Origin of the sequence: Poriferisphaera corsica (assembly GCF_007747445.1) — a bacterium.
Classification (GTDB): domain Bacteria; phylum Planctomycetota; class Phycisphaerae; order Phycisphaerales; family Phycisphaeraceae; genus Poriferisphaera; species Poriferisphaera corsica.
Genome location: NZ_CP036425.1, coordinates 1,437,610 through 1,453,533 on the forward strand (window position 1 = coordinate 1,437,610; position 15,924 = coordinate 1,453,533).

13 protein-coding genes are annotated in these 15,924 nt (G+C 51.9%); all 13 read left to right on the forward strand.

The window, feature by feature from the left end:
- Positions 1–564: 564 nt before the first annotated feature.
- The 13 genes from KS4_RS05790 to argS all read left to right on the forward strand — a co-directional run bounded on the left by KS4_RS05790 (position 565) and on the right by argS (position 15,879).
- Positions 565–1,497 (forward strand): FliO/MopB family protein, encoded by a 933-nt coding sequence (locus tag KS4_RS05790; protein WP_200761617.1) that lies wholly within the window; start codon positions 565–567, stop codon positions 1,495–1,497.
- A complete protein-coding gene (fliP, locus tag KS4_RS05795; protein WP_234698858.1) occupies positions 1,494–2,369 on the forward strand; it encodes a flagellar type III secretion system pore protein FliP in 876 nt (291 codons plus the stop codon). The genes KS4_RS05790 and fliP overlap by 4 nt, the downstream gene beginning before the upstream one ends.
- Before the next feature lie 66 nt (positions 2,370–2,435).
- Positions 2,436–2,690 carry a flagellar biosynthesis protein FliQ gene (gene fliQ, locus KS4_RS05800; RefSeq protein WP_145075894.1) on the forward strand — a complete coding sequence of 85 codons (255 nt, stop codon included), beginning with the start codon at positions 2,436–2,438 and terminating at the stop codon, positions 2,688–2,690.
- Between the two features lie 29 nt (positions 2,691–2,719).
- On the forward strand, positions 2,720–3,526 hold the full coding sequence (gene fliR, locus KS4_RS05805; RefSeq protein WP_145075897.1) for a flagellar biosynthetic protein FliR: 807 nt from the start codon (positions 2,720–2,722) through the stop codon (positions 3,524–3,526).
- 150 nt (positions 3,527–3,676) lie between these two features.
- Positions 3,677–4,768, forward strand: coding sequence for a flagellar biosynthesis protein FlhB (gene flhB, locus KS4_RS05810; protein ID WP_200761618.1), 1,092 nt, complete (start codon positions 3,677–3,679; stop codon positions 4,766–4,768).
- An 83-nt stretch (positions 4,769–4,851) separates the two neighbouring features.
- Positions 4,852–7,080, forward strand: coding sequence for a flagellar biosynthesis protein FlhA (flhA, locus tag KS4_RS05815; RefSeq protein ID WP_145075903.1), 2,229 nt, complete (start codon positions 4,852–4,854; stop codon positions 7,078–7,080).
- 470 nt (positions 7,081–7,550) lie between these two features.
- On the forward strand, positions 7,551–8,465 hold the full coding sequence (locus KS4_RS05820; RefSeq protein WP_200761619.1) for a LamG domain-containing protein: 915 nt from the start codon (positions 7,551–7,553) through the stop codon (positions 8,463–8,465).
- A gap of 858 nt (positions 8,466–9,323) precedes the next feature.
- Complete coding sequence (gene flhF / locus KS4_RS05825; protein ID WP_145075910.1) at positions 9,324–10,877, forward strand: flagellar biosynthesis protein FlhF; 1,554 nt, start codon at positions 9,324–9,326, stop codon at positions 10,875–10,877.
- Positions 10,874–11,902, forward strand: a complete 1,029-nt coding sequence (locus KS4_RS05830; RefSeq protein ID WP_145075913.1) for a MinD/ParA family protein — start codon at positions 10,874–10,876, stop codon at positions 11,900–11,902. Before flhF ends, KS4_RS05830 begins: the two co-directional genes overlap by 4 nt.
- A 295-nt stretch (positions 11,903–12,197) precedes the next feature.
- Positions 12,198–12,563, forward strand: coding sequence for a hypothetical protein (locus tag KS4_RS05835; protein WP_145075916.1), 366 nt, complete (start codon positions 12,198–12,200; stop codon positions 12,561–12,563).
- A 167-nt stretch (positions 12,564–12,730) separates the two neighbouring features.
- Positions 12,731–13,555 (forward strand): FliA/WhiG family RNA polymerase sigma factor, encoded by an 825-nt coding sequence (locus tag KS4_RS05840; RefSeq protein WP_145075919.1) that lies wholly within the window; start codon positions 12,731–12,733, stop codon positions 13,553–13,555.
- A 153-nt stretch (positions 13,556–13,708) separates the two neighbouring features.
- A complete protein-coding gene (locus tag KS4_RS05845) occupies positions 13,709–13,948 on the forward strand; it encodes a hypothetical protein (RefSeq protein WP_145075922.1) in 240 nt (79 codons plus the stop codon).
- 176 nt (positions 13,949–14,124) lie between these two features.
- Positions 14,125–15,879, forward strand: a complete 1,755-nt coding sequence (argS, locus tag KS4_RS05850; RefSeq protein WP_145075925.1) for an arginine--tRNA ligase — start codon at positions 14,125–14,127, stop codon at positions 15,877–15,879.
- The last annotated feature ends 45 nt before the right edge of the window (positions 15,880–15,924 follow it).

Here is a 15,924-nt window from a genome sequence, read left to right on the forward strand (position 1 = left end):
TCAACCAAAACAAAATAACACCAATAGCTGCATCTCAACGAGATGCAGTTTCTTTTGGTACACATCACATATCCCTTTGATATATCCTTTCAAGCCTGCCACCGCCGGTGGCAGGGTGTTTGGAAATTAAGTGTTGGTCATCTTTGTTAGCTTAATATGAAAACCACATATCCAACGTAACAATTTAACTAGAGCAAGTTGCGTGATTATTCCCAGGTCTTATCAAAGTGTGTAAACAGCAAAATTACTCACAATACCTCAGTTAATCGTAAACAACCTTATGGTCAACAAGTGGGCATTTACGCAAAACGCTCTAGATGTAAGTCATCACGCCTTCTCTCGTAATGACGACGTCAAACCCGATATTCATTATCCCCAAAAATTTCCTACTACATCTCCCGCCCATCTTGTTAAAATAGTTACCAGACAAAATGAATTGTCACCAATTGGTATGTGCATCCCCATTCAGTACACGCACATACACCAAACCAGCGGAGGATCCGCTGCAACTCTCGGCTACCGCGCTTCCTGCGCAACAGCCCGCGGCCATGGAGGGCCAGACACGTGCTTCATCGTTTCGCACACATCCTTATCCCCATCGCATGCCTCATCATCTCGCCGATCCTCTGCGCGCAATCCGACTCTTCCGCCAATCAAAGCCTCGACATTCAAATCAATCTCCCCGAAAATCGCCCAACCAAACCCGCCGCACCGTCCTACCAAACCCTCACCTCCGACGTCACCCCAATCACCACACCTTCACCAAACCAAGCCCGCACCCGCATCCAAAGCATTACCCGCAAGCTGCACAACACCAATCCACAAACAGACACCATCTCCCAAGTTCCAATCGTGCAATCCGTCGCCGCTCCCGACACACTACCCCCGACCACTGATGCCGCCGCTCAAACGCCCCTCACCGAGTCACCCACACGTGCACTTCTTGAACGCAACAGATCTGGCAACGATCCCACCGCCTCCAGTTCACCTGGCAATCAAACACCCGGTGCTTCCCTCGTAACTGGCAATTATCTACTCCAAACCATCACCGCCCTCGGCATCGTCATCGGCCTCCTTTTCCTCATTCGATATCTATACGCCAAAGCCACCGGCCACGTCACCACCTCCAGCGCTGCCGCCGTTCAAGTTCTTGCCCGAACATCCATCGCGCCTCGCAATCACATCATCATTCTTCGCGTCGGTTCACGCATCCTCATCTGCTCCGACTCATCCCACGGCACACGCACCCTCTCTGAAATCACTGACCCCGAAGAAGTCGCTCAACTCCTCGCCGAAACCTCTGCCGCCAAAGAAAACTCCATCACCAAATCATTCAACAACATGCTCGGCCGCTACGGCGCCGACTACGATAAACAAGGTCGTCATCCCGAAGAAGGCCTCGACACCGTCGAATTTCAATCCGATTCCGCACGTGAATCCGTCTCCAAACTCCTAAGCCGTGTCCGCGATCTCGCCGGCAAGGGAGGTCCTCAATGATCCGCATCACACACATCCTCCTCATCATCACCGCGATCTTCCTGCCATCTCTGACACTCACCGCTCAATCCACCGCGACAAACGCCGACGAGCCCAACACAAACATACAACTCGACCTCACAAACCCCGTCTCCATCCTCAAAGGTGCCGAAGACGCCATCGCTGCCATGCGCAGTGACGGAAATACTCAGTTCGACCGATCACAGGGGCTCTCCTCAACCCTTTCCGTCATCATTCTCCTCACCATTCTTTCGCTCGCGCCCGCTCTGCTTGTGCTATGCACCTCATTCACGCGCATCATCATCGTATTGGCACTACTCAGGCAAGCCATCGGCACGCAATCCCTCCCCCCCTCGCAAGTCATCATCGGCCTCGCACTCTTCATGTCATTCCTCATCATGTACCCCACCTTCCAACGCATCAACGACACCGCCATCGTTCCCCTTAATGCAGGCACAATCGACGAGTTTTCCGCTTGGGAGAACGCTAAAGAACCACTCCGCGAATTCATGTTCGACCAGATCAGCTATGCCGGCAACTGGGAGAACATCTACATGATCCTCAACTACCGAGGCGTCGATACCTCCGAACCCGAAACACTCACCGACGACGATGTCGACATGCTCACGCTGATCCCAGCCTTCATCCTCTCTGAGCTCAAAGTCGCCTTCCTCATGGGCTTCCGACTCTATTTACCATTCCTCGTCATCGACATGGTCGTCTCTTCGATCCTCATCTCGATGGGCATGATGATGCTACCACCCATCATGATTTCCCTCCCCTTCAAACTCCTCATGTTCGTCCTCGTCGATGGCTGGATGCTCGTCGCAGGCAACCTACTCAACTCCTTCTCAATCCCCGGCGTAACTTAGCGACCTCATCCTCAAAACCCTTTAAAATAAGCCATAAAACCCCATCAATCCGCTCGCAGCATCACCATGACAGAAGCACAAGCCATCGAATTTGTCCGCGAAACACTCACCCTCATGCTACTCCTCTCGCTCCCCGTCCTCGCCGCCGCGCTCATCGTCGGCCTCACCATCTCCATCTTCCAAGCAGTCACTCAAATCCAGGAACAAACCCTCTCATTCGTCCCCAAAATCCTTGGCATGGGCATCGTCGCCATACTCGCCATGCCGTGGGTTGTTTCCAAGATCCTCGAATTCGCCAACCGAATGTTTTCTGGCTTCTAATCATCTGTTAGCCCATTAACACAACCATCATGCCCGTCGATCTCACCGCCATCCTCCCGCACCTCCCCGCCTGGCTACTTGTCCTGTTCCGACTCTCAGGCATCTTCTTTTTCGCACCTGTCCTCGGCTCGCAACTCGTCCCCCGTCACATCAAAGTTTACCTCGTCCTCGGCATCTCCTTCTGTGTCTACCCCGCACTCCTTAATCCGCAGCACGCTTCCGCATCCTTCATCAACAACGTCATCGATCACCCCCTCTCCCTCTACTACCTCATCCCCGTCATTGCCGTCGAACTCCTCATCGGCTTCGTCATCGGCTTCGTCGCCAACCTCCCACTCATCGGCATGCAAATCGGCGGCCAAGTCATCGACCAACAAATGGGTCTTGGCTTTGCACAAGTCTACAACCCCGACACCGGCGACCAATCTTCACTCGTCGGACGCGTCCTTTTCCTCCTCGCTCTCGTCATCTTCATCATCCTTGGCGGCGAGCGTCTCCTCTTCAATGCACTCGTCAATTCATTCAACCATATCCCGCTCGGCGGCTTCACCGGCTTCGCCGCCGTCGTCGACCTCGCTCTCGGCGTTCTCTCAATTATTTTCGAACTTGCGCTTCAAATCGCCGCACCCATCATCTGCCTCATGTTCCTCGTGACCTTCGCCATGGGCTTCATCAACCGGTCCATGCCACAGTTCAACATCCTCTCCGTTGGCTTCTCCATCCGTATCCTCGTCTCCGCGCTCATCCTCATTGTCATCATCCCCACTATGGAAGGCACTTTCATCTCAATCTGCCGACAGATTTTCTATCAACTCGGAAAATTCGTTGGCCTCTGAGAACCAATTTCGTGTAAACTAACCATACATGTTTCAGGCGCGCAACTCGCCGCCTACACAAACAGTTAGGGCAGGATGCCCGCTCAGTTCAGTGTCCCGATTGGATAATCGTTTCAGTGACACGAACTTAAAACAACGTCATGGATGACAATGGCTGAGAGTGACGCAGAAAAAACAGAATCACCCACACCCCGCCGTCTTGCCGAAGCTCGCAAAGACGGTAATGTCGCGCGCTCACCCGACCTCACCGCCGCACTCGTCCTTCTCGCAACCACAATCTTCATCTACTACGCAGGCCAACAAGTCTTCGGCGGCATGCGCCAATACCTCACCGATTACCTCTCCGCCTCGCACGCCAAAAACTTCAACCCAACTCAACTCTCCGCACTCAGCGAGATGCTCTACTACGGCCTCTACATGTTCCTCTTCACCATCGGCCCCGTCCTCCTCGCCGTCTTCGGCATCTCACTCATCGCCACCGTCTCGCAAGTCGGCTTCCTCATCACAACCAAACCACTCGAACCAAACTTCGGCCGCATGAACCCCCTCAAGGGTGTCGCCAATCTCTTCAACGCTCGGGCCGGCGTTCGTCTCGGCATGTCTCTCCTCAAAGTCCTCATCATCACCATACTCGCCATCCTCCTCATCAATTTCGACCTCGACGCCATCGTTCACATGGCCTCGCTCGCACCAAGGCAAGCCTTCCTCCTCACCGGCCAGCTCGTTTTCGCGTTCTCTCTCAAAATTGTCGCCGTACTTCTCTTCCTCGCCATCATTGACTTCGCCTTCCAAAAATGGCAACGTGCACGCGAACTCCGCATGACCAAACAGGAAGTCAAAGAAGAAATGAAAGCCATGGAAGGCGACCCCATGATCAAGCAGCGACGCTCTCAAGTCGCCAAACAACTCGCCATGCAACGCCTCTCACAAGCCGTTCCCTCCGCAGACGTCATCGTCACCAACCCCACACACTTCTCAATCGCACTCAAATACGATTCCAACAACATGCGCGCCCCCACCGTCGTCGCCAAAGGCGCCGACTTCATGGCCATGCGCATCCGACAAATCGCCAACCTCCACGATATCCCCATCATCGAACGCAAACCTCTCGCCCGCGCCCTCTTCGCTACCTGCGAAATTGGCGACGAAATCCCCGCAGAACACTACGCCGCCGTCGCCGAAATCCTCGCCTACGTCTACCGCATCTCCTCAGGTTCAAAACAACCCGCCATGGCAACATAACCAAACCCACACGTTTCGCGTGTGAACGAACGCAATACTGAACCCTTAACACACAAACCTAAAACTAAAACCCCTAACGCACAATGCCCCCAGTTCAAATCACACTCAACAACTTCATCAACCAACTCAAGCAGCCCGAAAAGCTGCGCTCGATCATTGTGCCCATTCTCTTCGTCCTCATGCTCGGCGTCGTCATCGTCCCCATCCCGCCGGCGCTCATGGACGTCTTCATCTCAGCCAACATCGCACTCTCAGTCCTCATCCTCCTCACCACACTCTACGTCGAGCGCCCCCTCGACTTCTCCGTCATGCCCTCCCTCCTCCTCGGCACGACACTCTTCCGACTCGTCCTCAATATCGCAACTACGCGTATGATCCTTTCCGCCGATGCCGCAACACCCGATGAAGCCACCGCTGTCGCCGGTGACGTCATCGCTTCCTTCGCCGAATTCGTCGCAGGTGGCAACGCCGTTGTCGGCATCATCCTCTTCGTCATCCTCATCATCGTGCAGTTCGTCGTCATCACCAAAGGTGCAACACGCATCTCCGAAGTCGCCGCGCGTTTCACCCTCGACGGCATGCCCGGCAAGCAAATGGCCATCGACGCCGACCTCAACGCCGGCATCATCTCCGAAGAAGAAGCTAAGACACGACGCGAAAATATCTCACAAGAAGCCGACTTTTACGGAGCTATGGACGGTTCCGCCAAGTTCGTTCGCGGCGACGCCATCGCCGGCATCATCATCACCGTCATCAACATCCTCGGTGGCTTCGCCATCGGTATGGCCATCAAAAAATGGTCTTTCTCTGATTCCATCGAAGTCTTCACCATGCTCACCATCGGTGACGGCCTCGTCTCCCAAGTCCCCGCATTCATCATCTCCATCGCCTCAGGCCTCATCGTCACACGCTCTTCCTCACGCAACGATCTCGGCACCGAACTCACCACGCAGCTCACCGCTCGCAAAGCCGCACTCGGCATCACCGCCGGTTTCCTCGTTCTCCTCGCCTTCACCGGACTCCCCAAACTCCCGATGCTCACCCTCGCTTTCGCCATTGGCGCCATCGCATACATCCTCAACCGCGCCTCCAAACGCGCCGCCCAACAAGCCGGCAGCCCCGCACAACAACAAGCCCAACAAGATGCCGCCGCCGCAGAACCAGAACCCGTTGAAGCCGCACTCAAAGTTGACACACTCGAACTCGAAGTCGGTTACGGCCTCGTCAAACTTGTCGACAAAGGGCAGGGCGGCGACCTTCTCGATCGCATCTCCATGATCCGTCGCCAACTCGCCGCCGACCTCGGCCTCGTCATGCCTCCCGTCCGCATCCGCGACAACATGCAACTCCAACCCAACGACTACAACATCAAAATCCGCAACAACACCATCGCTTCAGGCGACATCCATCCCGGTCACTACCTCGCAATGGACGGCGGCCTCGCCACCGAACCCCTCGAAGGCATCCCCACCACTGAACCCGCCTTCGGACTCCCCGCAACTTGGATCGAAGCAGGCCAAAAAGAACGCGCCGAATCACTCTCCTACACCGTCGTCGATCCCTCCAATGTTCTCACCACTCACCTCATCGAAGTCGTCAAAAACCACGGCCACGAACTCCTCACACGCGAAGAAACAAACAACCTCCTCACACAACTCAAAGAAACCGCACCCAAACTCACCGAAGAAGTTCTCACCGCAGAAAAGCCACTCATCAAGCCCGGCGAACTACAAAAAGTACTACAAAACCTGCTCCGCGAGCGCGTCCCCATCCGCGACATGGAATCCATCGTCGAGACCCTCGGCGACTGGTCGCCGCGCACCAACGACCTCGAAGTGCTTACCGAATATGTCCGCAACGCGCTCCGCCGCACCATCTGCAATCAATACGCAATCCGTCAGCCCGAACAGAGCGACGACCTCACCCAAACAGGCCGCCTAGTCTCACGCCTCTACTGCGTCTCACTCGATCCCATGCTCGAAGATCAAATCATGGGCTACATCCAGCGCACCGCTGATGGCACATCCATGACCATGCCTCCGATCATCGCCAATCGCATCACGACATCGATCGTAGAAGAAATTCAAAACTTGGTGCAGATGGGTCATCAACCCGTCATCCTCGCATCACCTCAAGTCCGCGCCCAGATCCGCCGCCTGATCGAACCGCAACTGCCCAACGTCGCCGTTCTCGGCTACAACGAAGTTTCCAAAGGTGTCCAAGTCGAGTCCCTAGGCCTAATCCAAGCCGTCCAAACCACCGATCAGCAATCCCCTGCTCAACCCACCATCCCACAGCCCAACCCCGCCTAATCACCCCCCTTTTTTTGAATCACGTGATAACCTCATTTCTTCAAGTCCACACGTTCCGCGTGTGACGCAATGATATTTCATGAAATGGCACATATATCCATCAAGCCCCGCACCGCCGGTGCGGGGGTGTTAATACAACGCGCTTCCCCGTGACTTCTATTAGCGTTATCCTTCCAATAGCGATATTTATTCAACCCTCTGCAGCAGCGAGTTTGCAACGCAAATGCTCCATGCTTCCAATCAACCGCATTTCATGCAACTTAAATAGCCGCCGATCCAAAATTGACCAAACCCGCAATCGCGATAGACAACTAGAAGCATTTCAGCCATACACTGTGCTTTCTCAACTATGGCGATCACCACAAGACGCTGTACCTTAGCTTTCACAGTGACACGTTCACTTCATCTAAAACATCTAATACCCAGACGCTCTTATCACCCTTTCCAGGAGAATAGCAACGATGAAACCCGTGAATTTTCTCAAGTCAGCCCTCCTGTCCGCCGCAATAGCGATGATCATTCCCACCGCTAACGCTCAAACGGTTGCACATTGGAACTTCGAGAGCGCAGTCAACCACAACACGACTGAACCCGTTGCACTCTCCGACGATCACATCCTTCAGTCTCAAACAGACCCCGGACCCGGAGGCCCCGAATACGTTCCCGATATCTCTGGCAACGAAAACCATCTGGTTCAATATGACAATGCTGGCGCCTTCGCCACCAATGTGCCATACTCCGTAACGCCACAGACTGGTGATAAAAACCAATTCTCATGGAACACCAAAGACGGCTACGACCTCTACGAACAATCTCCCGGTGCTGATGGCAACCCCATGAGCTTGGGCGAACTCATGAGCGGCCAAACCCACTTCACCATCGAAGTCACATTCAAACAAATCAATGGCGGCGGTTTTCAGGCCCTCGTCGCGCATGATCGAGAGTTCGGCGATAGCGGCGATGATGACACACCGCTCGGCACTTTCTGGCTCGGCATCAGCGAAGACAGCAAAATACACTACTACAGCTACAACCCCGACGACACCATCTCAATCACCGACGACACGCAAACCGGTTTCGGAGAGTTTGGCGTCGGCCCATTCATCGAACTCGATCAATGGTATTCCGTCGTCATCACCGGTGATGGCTCAAAAGCCAATATCTACCTCAAAAAAGAGGGCGACACAGACTTCACCTTAATTCACACGCACGACATCATTGGCCTCGCAAAAAGCTCCGCAAGCTGGACCATCGGCCGCGGATGGTTCGAAGGCCCAGCAGACAGTTTTAAAGGCCTCATCGATGACGTTCGCATCAGCAGTTCGGTTCTCGCTCCCGAAAACTTCCTCGCCTCACCTGCTCCCAAACCCGCAAAAACGGATTGAGCAGGATTTAATTCAGCACTCGCAGCATCGCATCCCAAAATACACCATCAACGATCATGATTTCCCCATTTCAAGAATCTGCGATTTATAAGTTCGCAGACTCTTGTGCGTGTTTTCTTCAACCCCACCCGCTCCGCGCAGGGCAGCATGCTTTCAATCAACGCCATGGGTATCCCATGCCAAACCACTTACGAAACAAAACGTGCGCACAAACTCAAAAATCCCTGCAAAAACCGTTCAATTCAGATCTCATTTCTCACGATTTCTAACCCAAAACAACCCAAAACTCGCAATAACTGTGAATTTTTGATTCAAAACCCATACGGGTAAATCACGAAAAATGAAAAACAGTGCGCACAAACGCGTTTGTTCTTCAAGCGTTTCTCACCAAAACAATCCAAACCATCACCATTTCAAATCACTTCTCCCCAAAACGAATCAAACCGAAATCGCAACCCAATTTTTTTGGCTCCGATTTTCATCGCGCATAAAAACAACAAATAAAAATTTTGTGCGCATATCCACGATCTAGCTTTTTGGTTTTCACTAATCACAACATCTTGTGTGCGCATGCAACGATATCTTGTATTCCCCACGCCGCATTTCAATCTACAGATAAGCCAATGAAAACTTAGGAAAAATAAGCGATTTTGATTCCCGCATGTCTTACGTAACATAGAGAAAAATGGTACACTTACACCAACATTTTCTTTCACAATTAGCAACCCACACAGTGCCTCAATCATTCCCATAGATCATTCATTTGATCCCATGTTTTCATCGGCCCAAAGATTCTCGCACTCTGTGAAATGCTCAGGCAGCGTAAACCCGTCAGGATGACACAAAAGGGGTTAACAGGTGAATATCAGGACGTTCACTGCTCGCTCAATGGCAGATGCACTACAACTTGTAAAAGACGCTTACGGCTCAGACGGCGTCATCCTTCATACCCGTACTTACAAACAAGGCGGTATCTTAGGGTTCGGTGCGCGTAACCTCGTCGAAGTAACCGCGGGTTGCGGCCAAGACATCGGACGCCAAAAGCGCCGCTCTGCGCAGCAATCCCCTCGCGCCGTTGCGCTCGCGAATGCAGCTGAACGCCGCCGCAAGCTTCTAGTCCAGCAGCAAAAACAACAGCAAGAAGAACAAAAGCAACTTGAACAAGTTCACGGCACGGCCGGCGATCTGATCAAGAAAACTTACGCTGCCGCTCGCGCTGAATTGCAAACCAATCAAACCACCACTCTTCCTGCGACAGCCAACGAAGTTGCCGTTGCGCAGCACGCCGCTGCAGCGATCACGCGTTCAGCACCATCGATCGCGCCCACGCGTCTGACATCAAACGATGTTCAATCTGTCGTTAATCATCCCGCGTTAACAAAATCGGCACCTGTTCAACCTGCTGCATCAACACAACCTCAAGTCGTGTATGCACAACCTGCGACCGCCTATGCTGGCAATAGCTCCGGGGAGGCGAATGAGCAGATGGCGGATGAACTTAAAGCCGTGAAACGCATGGTCAGCCAGATGATGCGGGAGCAGAATTCGCGGATTGCAAAAACTGAAAACAAACCCGATGTTCCTGATCAACTATTCGATCAGTACCTCGCTTTGCTCGAGCAGGAAGTTTCTGAGGAGCTGGTACAAGAAATTATTGCACAGGTTCGCGAAGAATTAACAGAAGAACAGCTTTCGGATGACAAAGCCTGCAAAGAAGCGCTTCGTAAAGCGATTGCTGAGCTGATTCCGACGGATTGCGGCTGCGATTCGAATGTTAATCCGTTTGAGATTGACCGCGCGAAGCTGGGGGGGCGTCCGAAGACGATCGCGCTGGTTGGGCCGACGGGCGTGGGCAAAACAACAACGATCGCGAAATTGGCTGCGACGTTTAAACTCAAGCACGATAAGAAGGTAGCGCTGGTGACGCTGGACACGTACCGCATCGCGGCGGTCGATCAGCTTCGCACTTATGCGGGCATTATTGGTGTCGATTTGCATGTGGTGACGTCTCCTGCAGAGTTGCAGGACACGCTTGCTCGCACGGCTGATTGTGATGTGGTGCTGATTGACACAGCGGGTCGCGCTCCGAGAGACGATCAAAGACTTCAGGAACTTTCCCAATTTATCCAAGCTGCCCAACCTCATGAGGTTCACTTAGTGCTGTCATCTACATGCACGCAAAATGTACTTATGGAGGCTGTAGAACGGTTTTCAAAGATCCGCACAGACCGTATCATCTTTACGAAGCTTGATGAAGCTGTGACCTTTGGGGTTGTCCTCAATGTTGCCAGAAAGGTCAATAAGCAGTTAAGCTACATCACCACGGGACAGGAAGTTCCACACCAGATCGAGCCGGGTCAATCCGATCGGCTCGCAGCCTTGGTGATGGGAGAGGGAGAGCTCGTATCATGATCGTTGACCAAGCACAATCACTGCGTCAACTGGCAGCGGAGACTGAGATGAAAACAGAAAACGCATCCGGTCTTTCCCTGAGCCGAAAAATTTCTGACGCACCTATTTTGAGGGGGGGAACCTCAGATATGGATGAAATTGAAACCGCTGCGCCCCCAAGACGAGCGCGGATTATTGCGGTGAGTTCGGGCAAGGGCGGCGTGGGCAAAACCACCATGTCAGTCAACCTCGCGGTGCAGCTTTCGAAGCTCGGACGTAAGGTTGTTTTGCTGGATGCTGACCTGGGGACAGCGAATGCGGATGTGATCTGCAACGTTGCGCCTTCCAATAATCTGGCCCATGTTGTAGCTGGGCGCAAAACAATCGATCAGGCGATTATCAATGCACCGGGCGGCTTCGAGTTGATCCCAGGTGCATCGGGTTTGGCGCAGATCGCGAACTTATCTGACTTCGAACGAGCCCGTCTGATGCAGCAGATCAAGACGCTGGAAGACACGCGGGACGTGATCATTATTGATACGGGTGCTGGGGTTTCGCCTAATGTGCTGGGATTCTTGGCAGCGGCAGATGAGATCTTACTTGTGACGACACCTGAGCCGACGGCGATCACGGATGCGTATGCATTGGTTAAGACGCTATCCCGAAAAGTCGATATGACTGGCACAGGCCGAACTGGATCGCAGGTAGGCGGCGCAGCAACCGGTGAAACAGTGATCCCTACGGGGAGTGGCCTGAGAATCTTGGTGAACATGGTGCGAGACGAGGCTGAGGCCAAGATTATTTACGATCGCATCTCTGCAGTTTGCAAAAAGTTTCTAGGAATATCGCCAAGGTTTGCCGGGCACATTGTTTCGGATCCGAGGGTACAGCTCTCGATTCGTCGCAGGAAGCCGTTCACGCTGGAGTCACCGAATACGATGGCTTCGAATTGCATGAATCAGCTCGCCCACCGCATGGATCGGCACGCGACCGAGCCACCATCCGCAGGATTACTAAAACGGATGGCGGCATGGCTGGCAGGTTGATACATCTCACGTAAGCGCTTCCCGATAACGGGAAAACAAAGTCGTAATTTTTTGATTGATACCCACTTGGGTACTTCACAGCGCGCGCGCCAGGCTTTAAAATGAACTCTGTTCTATCTCCCTCCTCCCGGGGAAGATATTATCGGCGACGGAAGGAACCGTTGGTCGGTGAATGGTGTTTGTTAAGTTCCCGGATTGATTGCCGGGCTTTGTTGAACTTTCCGTTGAAAGTTTGACTGAACAGGGAGGGAATTGTTTGGATCATTCTGATCATCAGGCATACAAGGACAAAGGAGTGTCCACTATCCCAGCTAGAGTCATCGCAACTTCATTCTCACTTGTCGCGTTTGCATTGTGTCTGATCGCGGGCACCTATGCAGGTAATGATTATGCGACGGTGCTGTCTCGCTCGATTATGGTGATGATGTTGACATGGATTGTTGGCCGCATCATTGGAACGGTGATGCAGGCAACGGTTGAGGATTACATCAATCGGTATAAAGTGGCGAAACCCGTACCGGTCGTGGAATTGTTGTCGGATGACTCGGCGGATTCAGAGTATGCGAAGATGGGTGAAGAAGTCACGGTTGATGTTGATGAGGAAAATCAGCGTCTATCGAATGACGACATCGACATTGAAGAATTGCTCAATGCGGCGTAATGATTAGCAGGTTCGCGAGAATTCGTTTCGCAAAGCGCTTTTGACTTTTAAATTGAATCATCATCTTTGAATTTTTTCTGCGCCTTCTTATTTCTTTTTCTCTGACTCATGTCACATTAATAGCCGCACGGATGGGCAGCGGCCACAGCCAGGTCAAGGAGTAGACAATGGCAAGAATTCGATCAAGATCAATCACGAGAAAGCCTTCGCCAGAAGCAGAAAAACGCATCAAAGAGGTTTGGCAGATCTATAAGACCGAGGGTGCGACTGAGCCGCTGCGTAATGAGTTGATGGAGCATTATTTGCCGCTGGTGAAATATAATGCGGAGCGGATCCACACCAAGTTGCCAGACGAAGTGGACGTAGAAGATCTGATGTCGGCAGGCATCTTTGGACTCATGGATGCGATCGATGCGTTTGATCTTTCACGCGGTGTGAAGTTCGAAACGTACTGTGCTCCGCGTATCCGTGGGGCGATTTTGGATGAGTTGCGATCGATGGACTGGGTGCCGCGTTTGGTGCGGTCTAGGTCGTCGCAGGTGGATCAGGCGCGAAAGCGACTTGAGATGGCGAGCGGTCGCAAAGCCACGCATGACGAATTGCGTGAAGAATTGGGTGTGGATAAAGACGAATACGAAAAGATCAGACGTGATGCTGGTGCGGTCGGCGTTGTGTCGCTGTCACGTAAATGGTTTGAAACTGATTCGAATAAAGATGTGCGCGAGATTGATGTACTCAAAGATCAGAAGCAGATCAATCCATTGTCTGCTGTACAGAAGCGCGATCTGAAGGATATGATCACCAAGGGTTTGACCCGGGCTGAGCGATTGATCGTGGTGCTTTACTATTATGAAGAGATGACGATGAAGGAGATCGGCGTGACGCTTGACCTCTCCGAATCTCGCGTATCGCAGATGCACTCATCAATTTTGGCGAGGCTCAAAGCGCAGCTGCAGCATCGTTCAGTTGAATTACAAACCGAATCAGCATAATCCCCCTCCCGCTTGTGATGTGTTTTCTCTTGGCGGTTGGGTATGGAAAGAACAATTGTGAAATAAGACTGCGGCTGTGATGGCCGCAGCTTTTTCATCTGGTATGTCATGTTGGATCATAAAATATAAAGATAAAAGCATAAGGGGTTGGCGATGAAAATCAGTTTAAAATGGTTGCTTTGGTTTTTGATTTTTGGTGTTTGCTGTACGGCTTTGATTGTTGGTTTCGCATTGCGGATCGTCGATCACGGGGCTTTGGATGGTTGGGATCTCATTCAATTGGTGGTCTTTGGTGCGGTGCTTGTGGTTGTTTTTGTGAGATTGCTGCGAGTGACAAGGAGAGAATTTTTCGGGGCCAAGGCTTCGGATGGGGGGCAGGGTCGATCTGAATAGATGGGACAGCGGAAGCGATTGCGTGTGGTAAGATTGATGGATTGAATGCTTGCAGCGGAAGGCTGCGTCTTGTGGTCTGGTTTTCACTCAGCCCCCTGATTGCATTACAATATGCGATCTTGTACGCAAATACCGCGATTATTGCTTGTGATCGCTTTTCAAAGGATTTTGTCGCTGTGCCGAATATTCAGAAACGCATCGAATCGATTTTGTCTGACGCTGTGGTGGCCGCATTTGGGCCTGAGCATGCTGACGCAGATCCGCTGATCAATCCGACCAAGGACCCGAAATTTGGCGACTATCAGGCCAATCTTGCGATGGGGTTGGCTAAGAAATTGGGACAGAAGCCGCGTGATATTGCGACGGCGATTGTTGAGAAGATCGATGCAGATGATCTGTTCAGCAAAATTGATATTGCTGGGCCAGGCTTTATCAATTTGATGCTTACGCAAGAGACGGTCAATCAGTCGGCAGAAACGATCTTGGCAGATCTTGATCGGTTGGCGGTCGCTGAAGTGGATGAGAAGCAAACGGTCGTCGTCGACTTTTCCTCGCCTAACGTGGCGAAAGAAATGCACGTTGGGCATATTCGGTCTACGGTGATTGGCGATGCGCTGGCAAGGATTTTTAAGTTTTTGGGTCATGACGTGATCAAGCAGAATCATGTTGGAGATTGGGGTACGCAGTTTGGCATGCTGATTCAATATATGGATGAGATGCCGGAGGCTGATCGGGAAGCGCATGAGGCGGGGGAAGGTGATACGCTCAATACGATCTATCAGAAGTCTAAACAGCGTTTCGATGCAGAAGATGATTTTGCACAACGAGCGCGTGAGCGTGTGGTGGCCCTACAGGCGGGCGATGAAGAAACGCTGGTTGTTTGGCAGAAATTGGTGAATGAATCCGAGACATATTTCGATGCGGTTTATAAGCGATTAGGCATTGATCTGTCGCTCGATGATATCAAAGGTGAATCGTTCTATAACCCACGATTGGGCAACGTGATTAAGGATCTGAAAACGGCGGATCTGTTGAAGGAATCGCAGGGTGCGGATGTTGTTTATCCTGAAGGGTTCAAGGATCGTGATGGAAATCCGATGCCGATGATTGTGCGGAAATCAGATGGTGGGTTCCTGTATGCGACGACGGATTTGGCGGCTGCCCAATACCGTATCAATGACTTGAATGCAGATCGGATTGTTTACGTGACAGATAGTCGGCAGTCACAGCATTTTTCGATGGTGTTCCAGACTTTGCGTGAAGCGGGGTGGGCGCCGTCTAATGTTCGATTAGATCACGTGCCGTTTGGGACGATTATGGGTAAAGATCGTAAGCCATTCAAAACAAGATCGGGTGAGACGATCAAGCTGGTCGATCTGATTGACGAAGCGGAATCGCGTGCAGCTGGCATTTTAGCGGATAAAAATCCAGATATGGACACAGATACCGCTGCGGAAGTTGCTCATACAGTAGGTATTGGCTGTTTGAAGTATGCAGATTTGTCGAATGATCGTATCAAGGATTACATATTCGATTGGGATCGTATGCTTTCCTTTGACGGGAATACGGCTGCGTACTTGCAAAACTCATATGTGCGGTGCATGTCGATTTTCCGTCGCGGTGAAGTTGATCCATCATCTCTATCCGGTGCTAAGATTTTGGCAACTGAGCCAGCGGAGCGGTTGATTGTGCTGAAGTTATTGCAATTACCAAACGTGTTGCAATCAGTTGCGGATTCACTTGAGCCGCATCGTTTGACAAATTATCTTTATGAGTTGGCTTCGCTGTATCACTCGTTCTACGAGAAATGTCCGGTGCTTAAATCGGAAGGTGAAACTAAAATTTCCCGACTCGCGTTGTGTTTGCTCACAGCTCAAACGATCTCAAACGGTCTTGCTTTGTTGGGTATTGATACACCACCGCAAATGTGATCATTGATTCACCATTAGTCAGTTTGTGTACATCATGAAGCTTCC